The organism is Pantoea sp. PA1 (assembly GCF_056856975.1).
The window spans coordinates 2,107,182-2,131,431 of sequence record NZ_JBXGEE010000001.1; the positions used below are offsets into that span (position 1 = coordinate 2,107,182).

The 24,250-nt window shown below is 57.4% G+C and carries 22 protein-coding genes; 10 read left to right on the forward strand and 12 right to left on the reverse strand.

Annotated elements, in window-relative coordinates:
- Positions 1-25: 25 nt before the first annotated feature.
- From purC to dapA, 3 genes are all read right to left on the reverse strand, one after another.
- Positions 26-739, reverse strand: coding sequence for a phosphoribosylaminoimidazolesuccinocarboxamide synthase (gene purC / locus AC1V0D_RS10105; protein WP_267372628.1), 714 nt, complete (start codon positions 737-739; stop codon positions 26-28).
- A 145-nt stretch (positions 740-884) separates the two neighbouring features.
- Positions 885-1,916 (reverse strand): outer membrane protein assembly factor BamC, encoded by a 1,032-nt coding sequence (gene bamC / locus AC1V0D_RS10110; protein WP_009088796.1) that lies wholly within the window; start codon positions 1,914-1,916, stop codon positions 885-887.
- Between the two features lie 14 nt (positions 1,917-1,930).
- Positions 1,931-2,809 carry a 4-hydroxy-tetrahydrodipicolinate synthase gene (gene dapA, locus AC1V0D_RS10115; RefSeq protein WP_009088794.1) on the reverse strand — a complete coding sequence of 293 codons (879 nt, stop codon included), beginning with the start codon at positions 2,807-2,809 and terminating at the stop codon, positions 1,931-1,933.
- 143 nt (positions 2,810-2,952) lie between these two features.
- On the opposite strand from dapA, the gene AC1V0D_RS10120 reads away from it, so the two are divergent.
- The gene (locus AC1V0D_RS10120; RefSeq protein ID WP_058957416.1) at positions 2,953-3,534 is read left to right on the forward strand and encodes a glycine cleavage system transcriptional repressor; all 582 of its coding nucleotides are present in this window, start codon (positions 2,953-2,955) and stop codon (positions 3,532-3,534) included.
- Between the two features lie 156 nt (positions 3,535-3,690).
- Positions 3,691-4,158, forward strand: a complete 468-nt coding sequence (bcp, locus tag AC1V0D_RS10125) for a thioredoxin-dependent thiol peroxidase (RefSeq protein ID WP_009088790.1) — start codon at positions 3,691-3,693, stop codon at positions 4,156-4,158.
- Positions 4,159-4,232: 74 nt separating this feature from the next.
- Here bcp and AC1V0D_RS10130 read toward each other — a convergent pair whose 3' ends face one another.
- From AC1V0D_RS10130 to AC1V0D_RS10140, 3 genes are all read right to left on the reverse strand, one after another.
- A complete protein-coding gene (locus AC1V0D_RS10130) occupies positions 4,233-5,798 on the reverse strand; it encodes a sensor domain-containing diguanylate cyclase (protein ID WP_009088788.1) in 1,566 nt (521 codons plus the stop codon).
- 381 nt (positions 5,799-6,179) lie between these two features.
- Entirely contained in the window at positions 6,180-6,788 is a 609-nt protein-coding gene (locus AC1V0D_RS10135; RefSeq protein WP_009088786.1) for a DsrE family protein, read from the reverse strand.
- 31 nt (positions 6,789-6,819) lie between these two features.
- Positions 6,820-7,425, reverse strand: a complete 606-nt coding sequence (locus AC1V0D_RS10140) for a DsrE family protein (RefSeq protein WP_009088784.1) — start codon at positions 7,423-7,425, stop codon at positions 6,820-6,822.
- Positions 7,426-8,181: 756 nt separating this feature from the next.
- On the opposite strand from AC1V0D_RS10140, the gene bepA reads away from it, so the two are divergent.
- Both bepA and arsC read left to right on the forward strand, forming a co-directional pair.
- Positions 8,182-9,645, forward strand: coding sequence for a beta-barrel assembly-enhancing protease (bepA, locus tag AC1V0D_RS10145; RefSeq protein WP_009088781.1), 1,464 nt, complete (start codon positions 8,182-8,184; stop codon positions 9,643-9,645).
- 29 nt (positions 9,646-9,674) lie between these two features.
- Positions 9,675-10,016, forward strand: coding sequence for an arsenate reductase (glutaredoxin) (gene arsC, locus AC1V0D_RS10150; RefSeq protein WP_482907357.1), 342 nt, complete (start codon positions 9,675-9,677; stop codon positions 10,014-10,016).
- Here arsC and hda read toward each other — a convergent pair.
- The 3 genes from hda to upp form a co-directional block, all read right to left on the reverse strand.
- Positions 10,013-10,714 (reverse strand): DnaA inactivator Hda, encoded by a 702-nt coding sequence (gene hda / locus AC1V0D_RS10155; RefSeq protein ID WP_219854829.1) that lies wholly within the window; start codon positions 10,712-10,714, stop codon positions 10,013-10,015. The genes arsC and hda overlap by 4 nt on opposite strands.
- 107 nt (positions 10,715-10,821) lie before the next feature.
- Positions 10,822-12,105, reverse strand: coding sequence for a uracil permease (gene uraA / locus AC1V0D_RS10160; RefSeq protein WP_046102358.1), 1,284 nt, complete (start codon positions 12,103-12,105; stop codon positions 10,822-10,824).
- 144 nt (positions 12,106-12,249) lie between these two features.
- Positions 12,250-12,876 (reverse strand): uracil phosphoribosyltransferase, encoded by a 627-nt coding sequence (gene upp, locus AC1V0D_RS10165; protein ID WP_009088774.1) that lies wholly within the window; start codon positions 12,874-12,876, stop codon positions 12,250-12,252.
- Positions 12,877-13,105: 229 nt separating this feature from the next.
- On the opposite strand from upp, the gene purM reads away from it, so the two are divergent.
- Positions 13,106-14,146, forward strand: a complete 1,041-nt coding sequence (gene purM / locus AC1V0D_RS10170) for a phosphoribosylformylglycinamidine cyclo-ligase (RefSeq protein WP_009088773.1) — start codon at positions 13,106-13,108, stop codon at positions 14,144-14,146.
- A complete protein-coding gene (purN, locus tag AC1V0D_RS10175) occupies positions 14,143-14,781 on the forward strand; it encodes a phosphoribosylglycinamide formyltransferase (RefSeq protein ID WP_058957413.1) in 639 nt (212 codons plus the stop codon). The genes purM and purN overlap by 4 nt, the downstream gene beginning before the upstream one ends.
- 190 nt (positions 14,782-14,971) lie before the next feature.
- Here the strand turns inward: purN and pstB are convergent, their stop codons facing one another.
- From pstB to AC1V0D_RS10190, 3 genes are read right to left on the reverse strand one after another with little or no spacing between them, the layout of a single operon-like run.
- The gene (pstB, locus tag AC1V0D_RS10180; RefSeq protein WP_482907358.1) at positions 14,972-15,739 is read right to left on the reverse strand and encodes a phosphate ABC transporter ATP-binding protein PstB; all 768 of its coding nucleotides are present in this window, start codon (positions 15,737-15,739) and stop codon (positions 14,972-14,974) included.
- Positions 15,740-15,751: 12 nt separating this feature from the next.
- The gene (gene pstA / locus AC1V0D_RS10185; RefSeq protein ID WP_482907359.1) at positions 15,752-17,386 is read right to left on the reverse strand and encodes a phosphate ABC transporter permease PstA; all 1,635 of its coding nucleotides are present in this window, start codon (positions 17,384-17,386) and stop codon (positions 15,752-15,754) included.
- Positions 17,383-19,470, reverse strand: a complete 2,088-nt coding sequence (locus tag AC1V0D_RS10190) for an ABC transporter permease subunit (protein ID WP_482907360.1) — start codon at positions 19,468-19,470, stop codon at positions 17,383-17,385. The genes pstA and AC1V0D_RS10190 overlap by 4 nt, the downstream gene beginning before the upstream one ends.
- Positions 19,471-19,620: 150 nt before the next feature.
- Here AC1V0D_RS10190 and ppk1 point away from each other — a divergent pair, with 150 nt between their 5' ends.
- From ppk1 to AC1V0D_RS10210, 4 genes are all read left to right on the forward strand, one after another.
- A complete protein-coding gene (gene ppk1, locus AC1V0D_RS10195) occupies positions 19,621-21,681 on the forward strand; it encodes a polyphosphate kinase 1 (protein WP_046102362.1) in 2,061 nt (686 codons plus the stop codon).
- Positions 21,682-21,686: 5 nt separating this feature from the next.
- Positions 21,687-23,213, forward strand: a complete 1,527-nt coding sequence (gene ppx, locus AC1V0D_RS10200) for an exopolyphosphatase (protein WP_058957409.1) — start codon at positions 21,687-21,689, stop codon at positions 23,211-23,213.
- A 41-nt stretch (positions 23,214-23,254) separates the two neighbouring features.
- Positions 23,255-23,869, forward strand: a complete 615-nt coding sequence (gene tehB, locus AC1V0D_RS10205) for a tellurite resistance methyltransferase TehB (protein ID WP_009088764.1) — start codon at positions 23,255-23,257, stop codon at positions 23,867-23,869.
- A 101-nt stretch (positions 23,870-23,970) separates the two neighbouring features.
- Entirely contained in the window at positions 23,971-24,156 is a 186-nt protein-coding gene (locus AC1V0D_RS10210) for a YfgG family protein (protein ID WP_033736145.1), read from the forward strand.
- Positions 24,157-24,250 lie beyond the last annotated feature (94 nt).

The following is a 24,250-nucleotide window of genomic DNA, read 5'->3' on the forward strand; positions in this document are numbered from 1 at the left end:
TTTATCTTCTGCACGGTCGTCAGACTCAGTCGAGTTTAACGCCCAGTCGCTGTGCCACCGCCTCATAGGCTTCCACTACACCCCCCAGGCTCTGGCGGAAACGGTCTTTGTCCATTTTATCCAGCGTCTCTTTGTCCCACAGGCGCGCACCGTCCGGGGAAAACTCATCGCCCAGCGTCACTTCACCGTTGAACAGACCAAACTCCAGTTTGAAGTCGACCAGAATCAGACCCGCCTCGTCGAACAGCCTGCTCAGCACCTCGTTAGCTTTAAAGGTCAGCTCCTGCATCCGCGCCAGGTTCTGTTTACTGACCCAGCCAAAGGTTTCGCAGTAGGATTCGTTGACCATCGGGTCATGCTTTGCATCATCTTTCAGGAAAAGATCAAACAGCGGCGGATTAAGCACCATGCCCTCTTCCACGCCCAGACGTTTTACCAGCGATCCTGCGGCGCGGTTACGCACCACACACTCTACCGGTACCATCTCCAGCTTCTTGACCAGCGCCTCGTTATCGGACAGCAGCGCTTCCATCTGGGTCGGGATACCCGCTTCCTGCAATTTGGTCATGATGAAGTGGTTAAACTTATTGTTAACCATTCCCTTACGATCAAACTGCTCGATTCGGGCGCCATCACCTGCTGACGTATCGTTGCGGAATTCGAGTATCAGCAGATCCGGGTTATCGGTGCTGTATACGGTTTTCGCTTTACCGCGATACAACTCAGCTCGCTTTTGCATCTTGTTCACTCCAGACTTGAAATAACGGGTGTTCAGCGGCCAGCGCCGCTGCGGCGATTGCCTTGACGCAATCGTTTACTTCGCCGCGCGCTATTATGCCAAAAACAAAATAAAAAGGCCGGAGAATCTCCGGCCTGAGGCAACTTTATTTGTTCAGCGCCGCCTGGAACACGGCCACCAGCGCATCGTTCTGCGACTGGGTCAGCACATGCCCTTTCGGGTCGATGAATTGCAGACTGGTGCGGTTGTCGAGATCGCCGACCTGCACTTTGTAATCGCCGTTCGGCAATTCCGGATCTTTCGCGCCCACGGAATCCCAGTCGCTGCTGCTCAGAGACTTGTAGGTCACCTTCATGCTGCCGGTGGAGCGGGTAGTGTCAGTCACCTCCATGCCAACGCGTTTCATTGCGTCTGGCAGACGCTGCCAGGCCACGTTGTAAGGCGTTCGCAGGATCAGCATAGGCAGACCGGTATCATCGGCACCGCTCTGCACATCGATCGCGCCGTTCACCCGACCGGATGCCGCGTTTTCACTGGCGGTATCGATCTTGTCCATGCCGGTGCTGATGTCATTCAGCATCTGCGCGGTGTAACGCTGGATCTGGGCAGGTGAAGTGATGGTTTTCCCATCCTGTTGCAGCTCCAGCAGACGCACGGTCAGCAGCTGCTGATAGCTCTGCGACTGCACGCTGATCTGGTAGCGACCGCGGTACTGCTGATCTTCATCCGCACGGTTCCACTGAACCCAGTCGGTCGTCAGCTGCTGACCGGCATCATTGCGGGAGGCGATCGGGAATTTGTAGGACTGCACCACATTGACGACCTGCGACCAGACCGAGCCACGGCTGTTGTCAATGATCAGCGCGCCGGTGTTGTTACTGAACTGCGCGCGGGTGCCGTTCATCAGTGCCAGCGGCTGTGCTGGCGGACGGATGTCCAGCTGCTTGCCGGTAGGGCCCTGACTGGCGGTGCGGGGCACATCATAGTCGCCACGCTGCACCGGCAGGATCATCCCGGCAGGCGCTTTCAGCTCATGCAGTTCACTGGCCTGAAGATAGGATTCGTCGCCGCTGACCTGGCGCTTATAACGCTGATCGGTTGAACAGGCCGACAACAGCATCAGGGTAGAAAGCCCCACCACTGTGGCAATTGTTGACCGCTTTACTGAGTAATTCATTCAAACTCCCTAAATTATCGCAAACCCGCTTTCACCAGCGCCTGTTCCACTTTCGGCTGGCTGGCTGCTGTCAGTGGCGTCATTGGCAGACGCAGCGTGTCGTTAGCGATTAATCCCAGCTGCTTCGCTGCCCATTTCACCGGGATAGGATTGGGTTCACAGAAAAGCGTCTGGTGCAGGTGCATCAGACGCTGATTCAGGCGGCGTGCCTCGACGAAATTGCCCTGCTGTGCGAGCTGGCAGACTTCCGCCATTTCGCGCGCAGCTACATTCGCGGTCACCGAGATGACGCCTTTGCCGCCCAGTTGCATAAAGTCCAGTGCCGTCGCGTCATCGCCACTCACCAGAATGAAATCTTCATTAACCAGCTCTTGGATCTGACTAACCCGCGATAAGTTCCCGGTTGCCTCTTTGATTCCGATAATATTTTTGATTTCGGCCAGGCGGGCAACGGTTTCCGGCAGCATGTCACAACCGGTACGTGAGGGAACGTTATAGAGCATCTGTGGCAGGCTGGTGCTGTCAGCAATCGCTTTAAAGTGCTGGAACAGCCCTTCCTGCGTCGGGCGGTTATAGTAAGGGGTGACGGTCAGGCAACCCACCACGCCGGAATGTTCAAAACGCTTCGTCAGGGAGATGCCTTCAGCGGTGGCATTAGCCCCGGTTCCGGCAATCACCGGAATACGGCCATCGGCCAGTTCCAGGGTCAGCATCACCACATCGCCATGCTCTTCATGACTCAGGGTGGCAGACTCGCCTGTGGTGCCGACGGAAACGATCGCCGCGGTGCCGCTGGCGACGTGATAATCAATCAGTTTTTTCAGACTCGACCGGCAGACATTACCGCTGTCATCCATTGGCGTAACGAGTGCAACAATACTTCCCGTAAACATTGGCGATCCCCTCGACAAACAAGTGCTTCATGGTACGTTTTACGCTTAGGGAAAAGCAAGCAAGCCACGCCATTCCCGCGCTTGTCAGCAGTTTTTTTTATGTTTACCTTATGGTTATTAGCGAAAGCAGAGGAAAAGCCATTTTGTCGCAATCTCAGCCCCATCATCTGGTGATCACCGCCCTCGGTGTTGACCGTCCGGGTATCGTCAACACCATTACCCGACACGTCAGCAGCTGTGGTTGCAATATTGAAGACAGCCGTCTTGCCATGCTCGGGGATGAGTTCACGTTTATCATGCTGCTGTCCGGCAGCTGGAATGCGATCACGCTGATTGAATCGACGCTGCCGCTGAAAGGGGCAGAGCTGGAGCTGCTGATCGTCATGAAGCGTACCAACGCGCGGTTACGCCCGCCGATGCCTGATACCGCCTTTATCCAGGTTGAGGTCGCCGATTCACCGCACATCATCGAGCGCTTTACCGATCTCATTGATAAGCATCAGATGAACGTGGCCGAACTGGTGTCGCGCATCACCCCCGCGCAACAGGGTTTGCCGCCGACACTCTATATTCAGATGACGGCACACAGTCCGACACGCACCAGCGGCACCACTTTTGAGCAGGCGTTCAATGCGCTGTGTCAGGAGCTGAATGCCCAGGGCACGCTGCGCCTCTACAGTGTGTCAGACGCCGACAGCAGCGAATCTGTCAGCGCGGTGCGCTAAACTTTGCAAATAAACCGGAGTTATTTCTCCACATTACTGCCACTGAAACGTGACCGGCTATGTGGTGAAATACCCCCTGATGGTAACGTTCCCTCTGGTTGTTTTTCGCTGGATGGTGTATTACCCACAGCCTGAATAAAAAAATGGAGAGATGTGATGAATCCACTGAAAGCCGGTGACACCGCACCCGCATTTAGCCTGCCCGATCAGGACGGCGAACAAGTGAATCTGACCGACTTCCAGGGACAGCGCGTTCTGGTCTACTTCTACCCGAAAGCGATGACGCCAGGCTGCACCGTGCAGGCGTGCGGTCTGCGTGACAACATGGATGAGTTGAAAAAAGCGGGTGTGGAAGTGCTGGGTATCAGCACCGACAAACCGGAAAAACTGTCACGTTTTGCGGAAAAAGAGCTGCTGAACTTTACCCTGCTCTCAGATGAAAACCATGAAGTCTGCCAGGCGTTTGGCGTCTGGGGTGAAAAAACGTTTATGGGTAAAACCTATGACGGCATTCATCGCATCAGCTTCCTGGTGGATGCAGAGGGCAAGGTTGAGAAAGTGTTTGATAACTTCAAAACCTCGAATCACCACGACATGGTGCTGGATTACGTCAAGTCCGCCTGATCGTAAGGGCGCGGTAGCCTGGGTGCCGCGCCCTTCTTCTTTCTCCTTCCCCGCCCTCCCCGCTTCCCGAACCGTTAAGATCGGACCACGATAACGCAGTTGCGCCCGGCATTCTTTGCCTCATAAAGCGCGGCATCCGCCTGTTTCAGGCTCACTTCCAGCCCGGCATCCTGCGTTCCTTTCCAGGCCGCGACGCCGATGGAGAGGGTAATCCGCCCCACATCCCTGAGCCAGGCTTCTGCAATGCCCTGCCGCACCCGCTCTGCGATGACCTGCGCTTCATCCAGCGACGTTCCTGGCAGCAGCATCAGAAACTCCTCTCCGCCGTTGCGGCACACCACATCCGAGTGACGGGCGCTGGCACGCAGCGTGCTGGCCACCTGCTGAATCACCCGATCACCGACGTCATGGCCCCAGCTGTCGTTAACGTTTTTGAAATGGTCGATATCCAGCGCCAGCACCGCGAAAGGCTGGCGCAGCGTGCGGTAATACTCCAGGACCGCGTTCAGCCCGCGGCGATTCAGCAGCTGGGTGAGCGGATCGGTCTGCGCTTCCGAGCTGAGACGGCCGATTTTATCCTGCACCAGGCCGATACCGGTGAGCAGCGCGCGCTTCACCTGTGCGGCCTCAAAATACCAGGCGCTGATACCGCCAATCTCCTTAGAGACGCCCTGCGCATCCATCCGGCTGGCTTTGCGCGCCAGCTGAAACAGCGGGCGGGCGATCAGTCGCGCCAGCACCACAGCCACCAGCAGGGTCAGCAGCGCAAACGGCACCGAGTTTTTCAGCACTTTCATTAACAGCCCGGAAAGCGGATCGAGCGTGGCATTGATGGGCTTCAGGGCCACCACCGTCCAGCCGGTGGTCGGAACGACGGCATAGCCTGCCAGCTGCGTGGATTCTCCCGCACCGGTCATCATCAGCGAGCCGTTGGTCTCCTCACCGTTGGGACTGACGATGGCAGGCAGGGTTTTGCCCACCAGCTGACGATTCTGGTGATACAGCACCTCATTATTACTGTCGAGCACATAGACCGTGGTGCCATCGCGGTAGAACTGTTCACCCAGCAGCGCATTCAGAATACTTTTCTTTTTCAGATAGATGGTGCCGCCGACGTAGCCCAGATAGTCGCCCTGTTCGCTCCAGATCGGCCACGAGACAAAAACCAGCAGATTGTTGGCCGGTGACAGCGTCGGTTTGCTGATTGCCGGCTGCCGCAGCGTCAGCGCTTCGCGCGAGGCATCACTGGTGAGATGCATGCCTTTCAGGGTCAGGGACTCAGGCGAGATCGCTTTGACCACGCCCTGCCCATCCACCACCACCACCGAGTTAAAACTGGTGGTCTGCTCACGCAGGCGGTTGACCTCACTGCTCAGCAACGCATCATTATTGAAGTCACGGCTGAGCTGATTGGCGCTGAAGTGCAGCTGTGACTGCGCCAGCTGGAAGAAGATTTCGCTGGTAGAGGCGAGCTTGGCGGCATAGGCGCGGTTAGCTTCAAGCGTGGAATCGATCAGCACCTGACGCTGCACCCGCCAGGTGGCGTAAAGTGTGTTGGCGAGCGTAATGACAATACTGACAATGACCAGCAGGGCGATGAGATTGCGCAAATCGGCTTTAGGCCGAAACAGCTTTAGCATGGCGTTGCCGCCCCGAAGAAGGAAGTCATGTCATGAATGCCTGATTATTTTTTTAATGAAAGCCAGCTGATAATCCGGGCTTAAGTCTACACCCTGCTGGCCTTTTTGAGCAGCATTAAGACAAATTTCAGCCGACTAAATACAAATTATCCTGGCACTGATTTAATGATCAGGGCTTCTCTGCTGACAGGGAAAAAGCACGATAGATAGTGGTCCCGAACCCCGGTAAACATGACGTTTTATCGTAGGAGCCGCGGCAATTAAGGCCAGCCTGAAGCGACAGGGCGCATCCGGTGAGAAGAAAGGAGTAAGGCCGGTCCGCCTTACAGGAAAAGCAAAGCACAGCAGATGACAGCGGCGATGACGCCGCTGTCAGGAGGATCAGAGCATCAGGAAGGCGTAACCGCTGTTTTCCAGGGTGGCGACTGTTGTGCCGCTGGAGATCGTGTGGGTGACCATCGGGTCGATCCAGTCACGCTCCAGCTGATGAAACGCCACTGACTGGTCACAGATAGTGACCTGCACACCCGCTTTTTTCAGTTCGCTGATTAATTTCAGGTTCGGGTTATCGACACCGTAGGCTTTGCTGAACTGCGCATTATTCAGGGCAGATGAAACCGCGTCGCCGTTAATGGATACCACAAATTTCAGCTGGTCGAGCGGAACACCCGCCGCATAATAGAGGTTGGTTACACGCGCGACGCGCTCCAGACCGAGATTCGGTTTACGGATATCGCCTTCACTGCGGTTGATCTGAAAGACGATTTTATTACTCAGGCCTGTCGTTGTGCCGGGTTTAAAGGCTGGCGTATCGACATAATGTATTTTGCCATACCCCTCAATTGCCGGTGTACTCCAGAAGTCGGCAGGCTCGGTTTTATTCTCCGCCAGTTTATCGCTGGCCTTACCAAATAAAGCGGGCAGCTGTAAAACATTGCCGCCAATAAATCCCGCGACGGCTGCCACCACCACTAAAGCTGCTGGACGCATCAGATATTCTCCCGATTAAATAAAACGTTAATTACATTGCCAGCCACGCATACCCCTGGTTTTGCAGCGTTGAGACCGTGGTTGGACTGGAAAGCGCGTGCACAACGGATTTATCAATCCAGTTGTTGGGATAGTGGTGGAAGGCCACCGACTGATCGCACACGGAGACTTTTACGCCCGCCTGATTCAGCTCGTTAATCAGCTTCAGGTTGGGATTGTCGATGCCATAAAACTGTTTGAAATGGGCGTTATCCAGCATGGCGGGGGTCGCGTCACCGGTAACCGAAACCACAAACTTCAGCTGATCGGCCGGAACGCCAGAGGCGATATAAAGATTCACTACCCGCGCGACGCGCTCCAGTCCCAGATTGGGTGCGGTCATCGCGCCATCGCTGCGGGTGATCTGAAAAACAATTTTATTACTCAGACCCGGCACCGGCTTAAAAGCGGCATCAGGCTCATAATGAATTTTGCCGTAGCCTTCAATCGCTGGTGTACTCCAGAATCCGGCGGGTTCCTGAGGCTCTGAGGCAAAATGGCGTGTGACTTTGTCATAAATAGTGCCACTCTGTGTAACAGCCGCACCCACTACGCCACCGATAATGGCGATTAACGCGTACGAAATAGCTGAACGCATAACACTTCTCTCCGGCAAATAATCTCTGGCCGATTCAGGACTGAATCAGGTCGGCTATCTATATCACAGCGCGGACGTGATTCTCTCCTGAAGGAAAGTCGGGCAGGCACGCTGCTGATGACAGCAGAAATGATTCACCGCCTGAATTAATCGAAAAATTTCATTAGCAACTAAAAACCGTCTTTTTATCACTGGCCCGCGATAAGGTCCGCCTGATTTATGGCGACAGGGGAAAGATTTAAAAAATAACAGCCAGCGTTAAATAGAAAAAAACAGATATGGCCGGAATAACGATTGAATTTATCAATGTAAAAAAAGGATTAAACCCATGCGTTTCGCTGTTTTTTTCAGATTTGGCCTGGAAAAAATCATGCCATATTCAGTTTTTTTGAGTGAATTTACATAACTTTAAAAAGGAAAGCGGATTAACGTCAGAAGACCGACAGAAGATTCTGCTTTATTCATGCCGGACTCAATCAGCAGCGTAAATAAGCCGTTGTATAATTGCGCGCCGCCGCGGGCAATCCCCTGCCCCGGCTTATCCGTTTAACTACGGTTTAGGTTTCAGGAATGTTCAAATTTTTTCGTCATATTCGCTGATCTTGCACAAACCGCGCCGCCGGCTGGCCCCGAAAACAGCATTTCTTTCTTTTCGGGCACTGGTTAAGATAGGCGCAAACCGTCGTTATCTGCGGAAAAGGGAACCTACCCGCTGCGCACCTGTCTCTTTTCAGAGCCTCTCTACAGGATTAAGGCATGTTGAACCGGTTAAAAAAAACGCTGATCGCCGCGCTTCTGCCGACGCTCATTCTGTCCACGCTGTCACCGGCTTACGCTGATGTCAGTGATTCTCTTCCCGATATTGGCACCACGGCCGGTTCGACGCTGTCGATTAATCAGGAGCTGCAGATGGGCGACTTCTATGTCCGCCAGCTTCGCGCCAGCGCACCACTGATCAACGATCCGCTTCTCAATCAGTACATCAATCAGCTCGGCCAGCGCCTGGTTGCGCACGCTGACTCGGTGAAAACGCCGTTCCACTTCTTTCTGATACAGAACGATGAGCTGAACGCCTTTGCCTTTTTTGGCGGCAATGTGGTGCTGCACTCCGCGCTGTTCCGCTTTACCGAGAATGAAAGCCAGCTGGCGTCGGTAATGGCGCATGAGATTTCTCACGTTACCCAGCGCCATCTGGCGCGCGCGATGGAAGATCAGAAGCGCAATGCGCCGCTGACCTGGGTCGGTGCGCTGGGCTCTATTCTGCTGGCGATGGCGAGTCCGCAGGCGGGCATGGCAGCACTGACCGGTACGCTGGCGGGCACCCAGCAGGGGATCATCAGCTTTACCCAGGGCAATGAGCAGGAGGCAGATCGCATCGGGATTCAGGTGCTGCAGCGCGCCGGATTCGATCCGCAGGCGATGCCGAACTTTTTGCAGAAGCTGGCCGATCAGAGCCGCTTCTCGTCAAAGCCACCGGAAATTCTGCTGACGCACCCCCTGCCCGACAGCCGTCTGGCGGATGCCCGAAACCGCGCCAACCAGATGCGGCCAGTGGTCGTGCAGTCGACGGAAGATTTTTATCTGGCGAAGGTACGGGCGCTGGGCATGTACTCCACCGGGCGCAATCAGCTTACTGACGAACTGCTGAGCCAGTATGCCAGCGGCAATTCGCGTGAGCAGCTGGCCTCACAATATGGCAAAGCGATACAGTTTTTGCAGGCGAAGAGTTTTGCCGACGCGAAGCGGATTATGACCCCGCTGCTGGCGAAGCAGCCCGGTAATGTCTGGTTCCTCGACATCATGTCCGATATCGATATCGGTCTGAACCAGCCGCAGCAGGCGATTGCCCTGCTCACCGCGGCTACCGGGGCGAAAAACAGCCCGGTGGTGCAGCTCAACCTGGCGAATGCCTATGTAGAAGCGAAACAGTATGCCAGCGCCAGCCGCATTCTGAATCGCTACACCTGGGCAAACAAGGATGACCCCAACGGCTGGGATTTACTGGCGCAGGCTTCTGCTCAGCAGGGGCTGAATGATGAGGAGCTCTCGGCGCGGGCCGAGAGTCTGGCACTGAATGGTCAGCTCGATCAGGCGATTAGCGCACTGAGCAGCGCCAGCGCCCAGGTGCCGCTCGGCAGCCTGAAGCAGGCGCGCTACGATGCCCGTATCGATCAGCTGCGTCAGTTGCAGCAGCGTTTCAAACAATATCAGAAAGGCTGAGCATAACAGCCGGAAAAGGAGAGCCTGACATGGTGACGATTTACCACAACCCGCGCTGCAGCAAGAGCCGCGAAACTCTGGCCCTGCTGAACACCCGCGGCCTTGTACCGGAAGTGGTGCTCTATCTGCAGACGCCGCCTGACCGCGAGACGCTGCAGAGTCAGCTGCAGAAGCTGGGGATGCAGAGCGCACGCCAGCTGATGCGGACGAAAGAAGCGCTCTACAGCGAACTGGCGTTGAGTGATAAAGAGGAAAGTGCGCTGCTGGACGCGCTCGCCGCCCATCCGCAACTGCTTGAAAGGCCGATTGTGATCAAGGGCGATCGGGCGCGAATCGGACGTCCGCCGGAAGCGGTGCTCGACATTCTTTAAAGGCCGAGCGTCTCTTTAACGAAGGGAATGGTGAGTTTGCGCTGGGCGCTGATCGAGGCACGATCAAGCCGATCCAGCGTTTCAAACAGGGTGCGCATTTCACGATCCAGTCGCTTCAGCAGGAAGCGTCCCACATCTTCCGGCAGCTCAAAGCCGCGCAACCCGGCGCGCAGTTGCAGCGCCTGCAGTTTATCTTCATCGGAGAGCGGCTGCAGGCGATAGATCTGCCCCCAGTCCAGGCGCGAGGCGAGATCCGGCAGCTGCAGATTCAGCTGGCGCGGTGGACGATCGCCGGTGATGAACAGCCGCGTGTTGCCGGTTTCCAGAATGCGGTTGTAGAGATCGAAGATCGCCATCTCCCACTCCGGCTCACCGGCAATGCACTCAATGTTATCGATGCAGACCAGTGACAGCTGCTCCATCCCCTCCAGCACTTCCGGTACAAACCAGGTGCGTTTGTCCAGCGGCACATATCCCACCGCTTCACTGCGAGCGGACATTTCGGCGCACGCGGCGTGCAGCAGATGACTCCGCCCGCCGCCTTCGCGTGACCAGAAGTAGAGATAGCTGCCATGTTGTTGGCTGAGAGCGCCTTTCAGCGCGGCAATCAGCGACGGGTTCTCCCCCGGCCAGAAGCTGGCGAAGGTTTCATCGTCAGGTAAATAGAGTGGCAATGACAATTGTGCCGGCGTGTTCAGAAGCACCTCAGCAAGAGAACAAGCAAAAAATCGGGGGAAGTCTACCACAGTTTTCAGAAAGAGATGAATGGGGCGTCCCTGCCCCGATCCTGTCCGTTACGATGCGATCAGGGCTCGCGGGATTCTTCGGCGTCCAGCACCACTTCTTCCGGACGCAGCAGCGAGATCACCCGGAAGATCAATGAGAGTCCGACGCCCACGATCGTCGCTAACGCCATGCCCTTCAGCTCTGCCGCGCCGATGTGCACCTTCGCGCCGCTGACGCCAATGATCAGGATCACCGAGGTCAGGATCAAGTTTTGCGCTTTGTTGTAATCGACTTTCGATTCGATCAGGACGCGGATACCCGAAGCGCCGATCACGCCATACAGCAGCAGCGACACGCCGCCCATAACCGGCACCGGGATCGCCTGGATCACCGCCGCCAGTTTGCCGACGCAGGAGAGCAGGATCGCCAGAATCGCCGCACCGCCAATTACCCAGGTACTGTAGACACGGGTAATCGCCATGACGCCGATGTTTTCGCCGTAGGTGGTGTTCGGGGTGGAGCCAAAGAAGCCGGAGATCACCGTCGATAAGCCGTTGGCGAACATTGAGCGATGCAGGCCAGGGTCGCGGATGAGATCTTTCTTCACGATGTTAGCCGTGACCACCAGATGCCCGATATGTTCGGCAATCACCACCAGCGCGGCGGGGAGAATCGTCAGCATCGCCACCCATTCAAAGCGCGGCGTATAGAAGGTCGGCAGGGCAAACCAGGGGGCACTGACCACGCCGCGCCAGTCCACGATGCCCATAAACGCGGAGAGCAGATAACCCGCCACCACGCCGACCAGGATAGGGATGATCGCCAGGAAGCCGCGGAACAGCACCGAACCAAACACCGTGACGGCCAGGGTCACCAGCGAAATCAGCACCGTTTTACTGTCGGGTGCACTGCCTTCTGCCGGCAGCAGGCCCGCCATATTGGCCGCTACGCCCGCCAGCTCCAGACCGATTACGGCGACAATCGCGCCCATCGCCGCTGGCGGAAACATCACGTCCAGCCAGCCGGTTCCCGCGCGTTTAACAATCAGCGCCACGAGGCAAAAGAGTACCCCGCAGAGGATAAATCCCCCCAGCGCCACCTCATAGCCCAGCGGCAGTAACAGCAGTACCGGCGAGATAAAGGCGAAACTGGAACCGAGATAGGCGGGGATTTTGCCCTTACAGATAAAGAGGTAGATCAGCGTGCCGACGCCGTTAAACAGCAGAACCGTCGCCGGGTTGATGTGAAACAGAATCGGCACCAGCACTGTGGCACCAAACATGGCGAACAGGTGTTGCAGGCTGAGTGGAATGGTTTGCAGTAACGGCGGTCGTTCAGTGACGCCAATGGCGCGACGAGTCATCATTTATCCCCTTATGTTATTTTCCCCACGGGTGCGCGCTTCAGGCACAGCCTCAGGCACGCGGGTCAGCCCTGCGGCAAACCCGCCCCGGTCGGAGAGCTTTTTTTTGCAAAAAAAAGCCGACTCTCTGGTCGGCTATGCGATTTATTTGGTTCCGAAAATCTTGTCCCCGGCATCGCCGAGTCCGGGAATGATGTAACCCTTCTCATTCAGTCCCTGATCCACGGACGCCGTGTAGAGCTCAACGTCAGGGTGTGCCTTCTCCAGTGCAGCGATCCCTTCCGGGGCGGCAACCAGTACCAGCACTTTAATGCTGGTGCAGCCCGCTTTTTTCAGCAGGTCGATGGTGGCGATCATTGAGCCCCCGGTCGCCAGCATCGGGTCTACCACCAGCGCCAGGCGCTCTTCGATGTTAGAAACCAGCTTCTGGAAATAGGGAACCGGCTCCAGCGTCTCTTCATCACGGTAAACCCCAACCACGCTGATACGGGCGCTGGGAACGTGCTCCAGAACCCCTTCCATCATGCCAAGACCGGCACGCAGAATCGGCACCACCGTGATCTTTTTGCCTTTGATCTGATCGATTTCAACCGGGCCGTTCCAGCCCTCAATGGTGACGCGCTCCGTTTCCAGATCGGCGGTCGCTTCGTAGGTCAGCAGGCTGCCCACTTCAGACGCCAGCTCACGAAAGCGCTTTGTACTGATATCATGCTCACGCATCAGGCCCAGTTTATGTTTGACCAGCGGGTGTCTGACTTCCACGATCTTCATTGGTGTTCTCCCGGAATGAGTTGAGCTAAAAAAAAATCGCGGGATTATACCGCCTTTTCCGCTCTGCGCCACCTGTCCTTGCGCAAAGCCGCGAGTCTGGCCGGGATAAAACAAGGATTAATGAAAATTGTCCGATGCGCAATCCCGGACTCGCAAACGTTTGCCTGCACTGTTAGAATTGCCGCGCTTTATTTTAACCACCAACCGCAACTCGCGTGGGGACCTCGCAGTGACCGACAAAACCTCTCTCAGTTACAAAGACGCCGGTGTTGATATTGATGCTGGTAATGCCCTGGTTGACCGTATTAAAGGCGTAGTGAAAAAGACGCGTCGCCCGGAAGTGATGGGTGGACTGGGCGGTTTTGGTGCGCTTTGCGCGCTGCCGCAAAAATACCGTGAACCCGTGCTGGTCTCCGGCACCGATGGCGTTGGTACCAAGCTGCGTCTGGCGATGGATCTCAAACGTCACGACGCCATTGGTGTTGACCTGGTGGCGATGTGCGTTAACGACCTGGTGGTGCAGGGTGCTGAGCCGCTCTTCTTCCTGGATTACTACGCGACCGGCAAACTGGACGTGGACACTGCCTCTGCGGTGATCACCGGCATCGCCGAAGGGTGTCTGCAGTCAGGGTGTGCGCTGGTCGGCGGTGAAACGGCCGAGATGCCAGGCATGTATCACGGCGAAGATTACGACGTGGCCGGTTTCTGCGTGGGCGTGGTGGAAAAATCAGAAATCATTGATGGCAGCAAGGTGCAGGATGGCGACGTGCTGATCGCTCTCGGCTCCAGCGGCCCGCACTCCAACGGCTATTCGCTGGTGCGCAAGATTCTGGAAGTCAGCAACACCGATCCGCTGACCGAACAGCTGGAAGGCAAACCGCTGGCTGATCATCTGCTGGAACCGACCCGCATCTACGTGAAAAATATCCTGAGCCTGATTGAACAGGTCGATGTGCATGCTATCGCACACCTGACCGGCGGCGGCTTCTGGGAAAATATTCCTCGCGTGCTGCCCGACAACACCCAGGCGGTGATTGATGAGAAGAGCTGGCAGTGGCCGGCCGTCTTCAGCTGGCTGCAGCAGGCCGGTAACGTCAGCCGTTTCGAGATGTACCGTACCTTTAACTGCGGCGTCGGGATGGTCATCGCCCTGAGCCCGGCCGACGCGGATAAAGCGATCGCGCTGATGGAAGCGGCCGGAGAGAAAGCCTGGAAGCTCGGCGTGATCAAAGCGTCAGAGGCGGAAGAGCGTGTGGTCATCAACGGATGAAAAAGCTGGTTGTACTGATCTCCGGCAACGGAAGCAATCTTCAGTCCATCCTTGACGCCTGCGCCAGCGGGCGCATTCACGGCAGCGTGGCTGCCGTGTTCAGCAACCGCGCCGCTGCCTTTGGCTTAACGCGGGCGCGTGAGGCGGGCATCCCGGCTCACGCGCTGGCCGCCAGCGATTTCACCGACCGGGACGCCTTTGATCGCCAGCTGATCGCTGAGATTGAAGCGTACTCGCCCGACCTTGTCGTCCTGGCGGGGTATATGCGTATTCTCAGCAGCGCATTCGTGGCCCATTTTCACGATCGCCTGCTGAATATTCACCCTTCCCTGCTGCCGAAATATCCGGGCCTGCATACGCACCGTCAGGCGCTGGAGAACGGTGATAGCGAGCATGGCACGTCGGTGCATTTTGTCACTGACGAGCTGGATGGCGGGCCGGTGATCCTGCAGGCAAAAGTGCCGATTTTTGCCGACGACACGGAGGCGGAGATCACGGAGCGGGTGCAGCATCAGGAGCACGCCATCTATCCGCTGGTCATCGACTGGTTTGTTGAGGGACGGCTGGCGATGCGTGACGGTAAGGCCTGGCTGGATGGCGAACCGCTGCCGCCGCAGGGCTATGCTAACGACTGATAGACGGGAAGTCACACAGACAGCTGTTAAACCTGAAGCGATGGGGACCTGTGTCCGGAGTAAAGCATAGCGGGCCATGGAGGGCCCGCGCTGAGCCCGCCATGGAGGGCGTCTTTTGCGTCTTTACGCAGGACACAAGCCCCCTGAGCCGGTGTGATATCCCGCAGAGCGCCCCTTTCCCGTTGCGGACTCAGCCGTAACGCCCCGTAATATAATCTTCGGTCCGGCGCTGTTTCGGCGCGGTGAAGATACGGTCGGTCTCATCAAACTCCACCAGCACGCCCTGATGCATAAACGCGGTGTAATCTGACACGCGAGAGGCCTGCTGCATGTTGTGCGTCACCAGCACCAGCGTAAAATGCTGCTTCAGCGTGGTCATCAGCTCTTCAATCACCAGCGTCGAGATAGGGTCCAGCGCAGAGGTCGGCTCATCCAGCAGCAGAACCTCCGGTTCAATCGCAATAGCGCGGGCAATCACCAGCCGCTGCTGCTGTCCGGTCGAGAGCGTCAGCGCATTCTGAGACAGCTGATCTTTCACCTCGCCCCAGAGCGCCGCCGCACGCAGCGCACGCTCACAGGCTTCGTTCAGCACCCGCCGGTCGCGTACCCCCTGCAGGCGCAGCCCGTAAACCACATTCTCATAGATCGACTTGGGAAACGGATTCGGCCGCTGAAACACCATCCCGACCCGACGCCGCAGCGCGGAGAGATCCTGCTCCGGTCGCAGTATCGGCAGCGAGCCCAGCAGCACCTCTCCCTCAACCCGGCAGTGATCGATCACATCATTCATGCGGTTAAAGCAGCGCAGCAGCGTCGATTTACCACAGCCTGAGGGACCAATCAGCGCGGTGATCCTGTTTTTCGGCACCTGCATCGAAATATCCTGCAGCGCCTGGCGCTCGCCATACCACAGCGACAGATGGTTAACGGTAAGCGCCATATCCGTGTCGGACGTCATAGTCATAGCCTGTTATTGAGTCATAAGGCGATAGCGTTCACGCAGACGGTGACGCAGGGCCATCGCCAGCAGATTAAGCGACAGAATAATCAGCACCAGCAGCAGCGCGGTGGCAAACACCAGCGGCCGGTCAGCTTCAATATTCGGGCTCTGAAACGCCAGATCGTAAATCTGGAAGCCCAGATGCATAAACTTGCGATCCAGATGCAGATAAGGAAACACCGCGTCTACCGGCAGCTCCGGCACCATTTTTACTACCCCCACCAGCATCAGCGGTGCGGTTTCCCCGGCCGCCCGCGCCACCGCCAGGATCAGACCGGTCAGCATCGCGGGCACCGCCATAGGCAGCACCACATTCCACAGGGTTTCCGCCTGCGTTGCGCCCAGCGCCAGCGAACCCTGTCGCAGACTGTTGGGAATACGGGACAGCCCCTCTTCGGTCGCGACAATGACCACCGGCAGCGTCAGTAACGCCAGCGTCAGTGAGGCCCACAGCAGCCCTGGCGTGCCAAACGTCGGATTGGGCAGTGCGCTGGCGAAGAAGAGCTGGTCGATCGTGCCGCCCACCAGCCAGACGAAAAAGCCCAGGCCAAAGACGCCATAGACAATCGAGGGGACGCCCGCCAGATTGACCACCGCGATCCGCACCAGCCGGGTCAGCGCATGACGTCCGGCATATTCATGCAGCCAGATTGCCGCGATCACGCCCAGCGGCATCACCACCACCGACATCAGCAGCACCATCAGCACGGTGCCGAAAATGGCCGGAAACGCGCCCGATTCACTCTCGCCCTCCGCAGGGGAGTCGCTGACGAAGCGCCACAGCTGATGCAGGAAATGCAGCATTTTGCCGCCTGCCGTCATCGCATTGGGCTTCCAGCTGTCCACAATGTCGGTCAGCGGAATCGCATGTTCGGTGCCGTGTACATCCCGCAGGATCAGCAGATCGCGCTGACTCTGCTGCTGCAGAGAGGCCAGCGTCTCACTCAGCTGATTGAAACGGCGCTGCAGGGCGGCCTGATTGGCCTGAAATTCCGACTCGGTCTGCAGATCAAAGCGTCCGGCGGCCCGTCGTGCCTCCGCCTGCTCGTCTAACTGTTCCCGCTGGCTGTTGAGACGCGCCATATCGACCCGACGGATCTGGCTGGCCTGGCGCACCAGGGTCTGCACCTGCCCGAGCCGTTGATGCAGCAGCGCATCCGGGTCTCTGGCGGTTAACTCTTCATTGTCTTCACGCAGCCCGACAAACCAGCCATAGGCCTGACCGTGGCCGCGCCGCTGCAGCACCATGACATCGGCGGGCTGAGTGATCTGCGCCGCCTGACGGCTGTAAACCACGCGGAAATCGGGCGCGTCCCACTCCCGGTTACCGGTCTTAATCAGATAACGATGAACCTTCTCCCCCTGATTGCCCTGCTCATCGGCCGGGGCGGGAAAGTGCCGCTGATGCTCCAGCGTTTCACCCAGCAGGCGCGTCTCGCCGCCCTCCGGCTGGCTGAAGCTGTAAAGGTCAACGCGCTGCGGCCAGAAGGCACGCACTCCCTGCCAGGCCAGCAAACCAATCAGCAGCGTAAAGGCGAGCAGGCAGACGGCTACCGCGCCGGCGGTTAACCACCGCCAGCGATCGTTCTGGCGCATCACCTTCATGCCTGCTCCTCCTGCTGACTGTATCGCTGACGCAGCCGCTGCCGGATCAGCTCTGCAATGGTGTTGATAACCAGCGTAAACAGCAGCAGCAGCAGAGCGCTGAGAAACAGCACCCGGTAGTGGGCACTGCCCGCCGCCGCTTCCGGCATCTCGATAGCGATATTGGCGGACAACGCGCGCAGGCCGCTGAACAGGCCCCCTTCACTTTGCGGCGTGTTACCGGTCGCCATCAGCAGAATCATGGTTTCTCCCACGGCGCGCCCCAGACCGACCATCAGCGCGGCAAAAATACCGGCAGAGGCACCGGGCAGCACCACGCGGGTCAGCGTCTGCCACGGCGTCGCGCCCAGCGCCAGCGAGCCCTGTCCCAGCGCCGCAGGGACGCTGAAGAGCGCATCTTCCGAGAGGGTAAAGATCAGCGGCACCAGCGCAAAGCCCATCGCCAGTGCGGCCACCAGCAGATTTCGCTGCTCATAATGCGGCAGCCAGTCGCCGGCATCCGGCATAAACTGAGCGGGCAGCCACAGCGTCAGCAGCGTCACTGACAGCAGCAGCGGCAGCAGAATCAGCACTTCGCGACCGGGCTGACGCCAGCGCGGCGGTAAGCGGGCGCTGAATACCCCGCACAGCAGCAGCGCGCCCGCCAGGGTGAGCGGCAGTAGCAGCACCCCCAGCAGGGCCTGACCAATGTGCGGCGCCAGCCAGAGTCCGGCAATCAGCCCGACCACCACACTCGGCAGCGCCCCCATCATCTCTATCGCCGGTTTCACCCAGCGTCGCAGGCCGGGGGCCATAAACCACGCGGTGTACATGGCGGCGGCCAGCGCCAGCGGCGTGGCAAACAGCAGTGCTAACCCGGCCGCTTTCAGCGTGCCCGTCACCATCGGCACCAGGCTGAACTTTGCCTGATAGCCGTCGCCCGCGGCGGTCGACTGCCAGACCCAGTCCGGCGCGGGATAGTTCTCATACCAGATTTTCTGCCAGAAATTACGCCACGTGACGTCGGGCCACGGGTTATCGAGCCGCAGCATCTGCCAGTGTCCTGGACGCTCAATCAGCAGGCTGTCGCCGCGGGGTGAAAACTGCGCCTGTACGATGCCAGGCGCCAGCTGACGCTCCAGTATCGGGCCGCTCTGCTTGCTGGCGAACAGCCGCAGCAGCCCCTGCCTGCTGAGTGTGGCGAACACGCGACGGTGCGGCTCCGTCACCAGAAGCGTCTCACCGTCGCTCTGCGCGAAGGTCTTTATGCGCTGCAGGCGCGGCCCCTGCTCGCCGGCCACAGCAAACCACTGTGTCACGCCGCTGCGATCCTGAATCAGCAGGCTTGCACCGCCCACCAGCAGGTGCAGGCTTTGCGGCGGCTGCGGCAGGGTGTGCGTTTCGCGTAATGAGGCCTGTGCATCACCCAACTGCCAGACGCGCAGCAGATTGCCTTCCGTGGTGTAGAGCAGATCGCCTGTCGGTGAAAGCGCCAGCAGATCGAGCTGACGCTGAGGCAGCGAGAGAATGGAAGCCTGACGATCGGTGCCAATCGTCAGCACCTGAAGCCCGGCCTGGGTGAGCGCCGCGATGCGCCATTGATCGGCATGGCGGGTTGCCAGCGCCATCTTCGTCACCGCGCCAGCGGGTATATGAAAGGGTTTGTCGCCCAGGGGAAAGCGCCACTGCTGGTCGGCTGTAGGCTGCAGCAGCGTCAGCGCTCCCTCAATATTGAGCAGCAGCGTCTGCCCGTCGGCACTCTGCACAATCGCATCCGGTGGCGGCGTCAGCGCCAGTGCCGGTTCTGCGGGCTGCCCATCCAGCGGAATAAAGCGCGCCGCGCCGCGATCGCTGATACGCCAGCCGACCTTGTCCTGATTGCCCATCGCTAATGCAGGCGCACGATCCCAGAGTTGCTGGCTGGAGGCGATTTGCAGACCCGGCGCCGTAAACAGCGGCAGTACCACTCCTATCAGCCAGCAGAACAGCAGCAGCATCAGCAGCAGGATCGCCACGCCGCAGCAGGTGACCAGCCGCCGCGTCAGGCGGTCAATGGCACGACGCTTACGATCGCTGAATTGGACAGGAATGTGGTTTACGCTCATGCGGTTCCGGCAGCAGGCTGAAATAAGCCGCTATGTTGCCCGTAGCGGGTTGATAAGACAACTCCTGGCGTTGGACAACGCTGCCATACTCTCGCCATAATGTTCAGGGACACTGGATCTTCAGTCCTGCAACCGCTAAATGGAGTGAGAATGGGTCAGGTAAAGCTTTATATTGAAAAAGAATTGAGCTGGTTATCCTTTAATGAACGGGTTTTGCAGGAAGCGGCAGATAAAAGCAATCCACTGATTGAGCGGATGCGCTTTCTGGGTATCTACTCCAACAACCTCGATGAATTCTATAAAGTGCGTTTTGCCGACCTGAAACGCCGTATTCTGATTGGTGAAGAGCAGGGTTCCGCCAGTACGCCACGTCATCTGTTTAAGAAAATTCAGCAGCGGGTGATGAAGTCCGATCAGGAGTTCGATGCCCTCTATAACGAGCTGCTGCTGGAGATGGCACGCAACCAGATCTTCCTGATCAACGAACGTCAGCTGTCGCCCAATCAGCAGGCGTGGCTGCGTCACTACTTTAAGCATGAGCTGCGTCAGCACATCTCGCCGATTCTGATCACCCATGAAACCGACCTGACCGAATTTCTTAAAGATGACTACACCTACCTGGCGGTCGAGATTATCCGGGGTGACGACATCCGCTATGCGCTGCTGGAGATCCCGTCCGACAAGGTGCCGCGCTTTATCAATCTTCCGGCGGAGCCACCACGTCGCCGTAAGCCGATGATCCTGCTCGACAACATTTTACGTTACTGCCTGGATGATATTTTCAAAGGCTTTTACGACTACGACGCGCTCAACGCCTATTCCATGAAAATGACGCGTGACGCCGAGTACGATCTGGTGACGGAGATGGAGTCGAGCCTGCTGGAGCTGATGTCCTCCAGCCTGAAGCAGCGACTGACGGCAGAGCCGGTGCGTTTCGTCTATCAGCGCGATATGCCGGAGGCGATGGTTGAACTGCTGTGCCACAAGCTCTCTATCTCTAACTTCGATTCGATTCTGCCCGGCGGTCGCTATCACAACTTTAAAGATTTCATCGGCTTTCCGAACGTCGGCAAAAACAACCTGATAAATCGTCCGCTGCCGCAGATCCGCCACATCGGCTTTGACGGCTACCGCAACGGCTTTGATGCGATCCGCGACCGCGACGTGCTGCTCTATTATCCTTATCACACCTTTGAGCATGTGCTGGAGCTGCTGCGTCAGGCGTCGTTTGACCCGAGCGTGCTGGCGATCAAAATCAATATTTACCGCGTCGCCAAACACTCGCGCATCATGGATGCGATGATCCACGCCGCCTATAACGGTAAGAAGGTCACGGTGGTGGTTGAGCTGCAGGCGCGCTTCGATGAAGAAGCCAACATCTACTGGGCTAAACGCCTGACCGAAGCCGGTGTGCATGTGATTTTCTCCGCCCCTGGCCTGAAAATCCACGCCAAGCTGTTCCTGATTTCACGCCGTGAAGGGGAAGAGATTGTGCGCTATGCCCACATCGGCACCGGCAACTTTAACGAGAAGACTGCCCGGCTCTACACGGACTACTCCCTGCTGACCGCCGATGCGCGTATCACCAACGAAGTGCGTCGGGTGTTCAACTTTATTGAGAACCCCTACCGGCCCGTAACGTTCGATCACCTGATGGTGTCTCCGCAGAACTCACGCCGGATGCTGTATGAACTGATCGACACCGAAATCGCCAATGCCCAGCAGCAGAAGCCCTCCGGCATTACTCTGAAAATAAACAATCTGGTGGACAAAGGGCTGGTTGATCGGCTTTATACAGCCTCCAGCGTAGGGGTAAAAGTCAATCTGCTGGTGCGTGGCATGTGCTCACTGATCCCGGATCTGCCGGGGATCAGCGAGAACATTCGCGTCATCAGTATTGTTGACCGCTATCTGGAACACGATCGCGTCTATATTTTTGAGAATGGCGGCGATAAGAAGGTGTTCCTCTCCTCCGCTGACTGGATGACGCGTAATATTGATTACCGTATCGAGGTGGCGGTGGCGATTCTCGATCCGCGCATCCGGCAGCGCATACTCGACATTATTGCCATTCAGTTGAGTGATACGGTGAAAGCCCGCATCGTCGACAAAGAGCTGAGTAACCATTACGTCCAGCGAGGCAATCGCCGTAAAGTGCGCTCGCAGCTGGCCATCTATGATTACATCAAGAAACTGGAACAACCTGACTAAATCCTATGCCAATTTCTCATAAAAGTACGCCTAAACCCCAGGAGTTTGCGGCGATTGACCTGGGCTCGAACAGTTTCCATATGGTGATTGCGCGGGTCGTCGACGGTGCGATGCAGGTGCTGGGTCGCCTGAAGCAGCGCGTCCATCTGGCTGACGGGCTGGATGCTCAGCACAAACTCAGCGAAGAGGCGATGGAGCGCGGCTTAGCCTGTCTGGCGCTGTTTGCCGAGCGCCTGCAGGGGTTCAGCCCGAGCAACGTGACGATTGTCGGCACCCATACGCTGCGTGAGGCGGTAAACGCCGAAACCTTCCTGCAGCGGGCGGCTGAGGTGATCCCCTACCCGATCGAGGTGATTTCAGGTCATGAAGAAGCGCGTCTGATCTTTATGGGCGTGGAGCATACGCAGCCGGAAAAAGGCCGCAAGCTGGTGATCGACATCGGCGGCGGCTCAACCGAGCTGGTGATTGGCGAGGATTTTGAACCGCAGCTGGTTGAGAGCCGCCGCATGGGCTGCGTCAGTTTCGCCCAGCTCTATTTCCCTAAGGGAGAAATCAGCCGTGAAAACTTCCGTCGTGCCCGTTTAGCGGCCGCGCAGAAGCTGGAAACGCTGGCGTGGCAGTATCGTCTGCATGGCTGGAAATATGCGCTGGGGGCGTCCGGAACCATCAAAGCCGCCTGTGAAGTGCTGCAGGCGATGGATGAGAAAGAGAAGCTGATCACCCCTGAGCGTCTCGACAAGCTCTATGACGAGGTGATGAAGCATAAATCCTTTGCGGCACTGAGCCTGCCGGGCCTCTCTGAAGAGCGCAAAAACGTCTTCGTGCCGGGACTGGCGATTCTCTGTGGCGTATTTGATGCGCTGGCGATCCGCGAGCTGCGCCTCTCTGACGGTGCACTGCGTGAAGGCGTGCTCTATGAGATGGAAGGCCGCTTCCGCCATCAGGATATTCGCAGCCGGACCGCACAGAGTCTGGCGAATCACTACGCCATCGACAGCGATCAGGCGCGACGCGTGCTTGACACCACCGAGCAGCTTTATGTGCAGTGGAGCGAGCAGAATCCTAAGCTGGCCAATCCGCAACTGGCTGCGCTGCTGAAGTGGGCGGCCATGCTGCACGAAGTGGGCCTGACCATTAACCATAGCGCGCTGCAGCGCCATTCCGCCTATATCCTGCAAAACACCAACCTGCCCGGTTTCAATCAGGATCAGCAGATGCTGCTGGCTGCGCTGGTCAGATTCCATCGCAAAGCGATTAAACTTGATGAGTTGCCGCGCGTCACGCTGTTCAAGAAAAAGCAGTTTATTCCGCTGATTTTCCTGCTGCGCCTGGGTACGCTGCTCAATAATCAGCGCCAGGCCACGACGCGCCCGGATGCGTTAAGCCTGAAGTGTGATGACGGCCACTGGACGCTGACCTTTCCTACAGGCTATTTCAGTCAGAACAACCTGGTTCAGCTCGATCTCGAACGTGAGCAGGTTTACTGGAATGACGTGACGGGATGGAAACTGATCCTTAAAGAAGAAGCCTGACCTTACGGGCGCCAGGCGCCCTTTTAACTGAACTGATGACTATGACACAACCAACCACACTGCTTTCAGGCGCAAACTACTTCGCCGAAACCTATGGCCTGACTCCGCCTCACTCTGAAGTGGTTGCGGCTCTGCCCCAGCTCACCGTCGGCAAGGCGCTGGATCTTGGCTGTGGCGTGGGCCGTAACACGCTGTTTCTGAATCAGCAGGGATTTGACGTAACGGCGTGGGATCACAATCCACAAAGTCTGGCGCGCCTGCAGGAGATTGTGACGCAGGAAAACCTCAGCGGTATCCACACCGCGCAGCATGACCTGAACACGACGCGCTTCAATGGCGGCTATGACTTTGTGCTGTCGACCGTGGTGATGATGTTTCTGCAGCCGCAGACCATTCCACAGCTGATTGCGGACATGCAGGCCTGCACGGTGAAATATGGCTTTAACCTGATTGTCGCGGCGATGAATACGGACGATATGCCCTGCCCGGCTGATTTCTCTTTTGCGTTTAAATCGGGTGAACTCAGTCACTACTATCGCAACTGGCACATCGTGAAGTACAACGAGCATCCCGGCCAGCTGCACCGTAAAGATGAAAACGGCCAGCGCATCACCTGCCGCTTTGCCACGCTGCTGGCGCAGAAAGCGAGTTACTGATCATTATCTGCTGTTTTTTTCAACAGCGATTGATTTCATCGGGCGACTGTGACTAAATATTGCAATCGCCCCGATGAGGGTCACTACAGGAACCACCCCGCGTGAACAGCGCTATTTCTCCCCGAAGACGTCAGAAAACCGGCACCATGACCCGCATCGTGTTGCTGATCAGTTTTATCATTCTCTTTAGTCGCCTGATTTTCATCCTGCCTGCTGCCTTCGAACATCATCAGCAACAGAAAGCGACGCCTGGACCGGTTACAGTGACATCAGGCGATACCCGCTAACGCACAGTCCCCTTCTGAACTGAATTTAAAACCTTATCCGACCGATCGGACGCTTTTTTGCATCCCTTTTTCAGGCGAAACGCTACACTTCGTG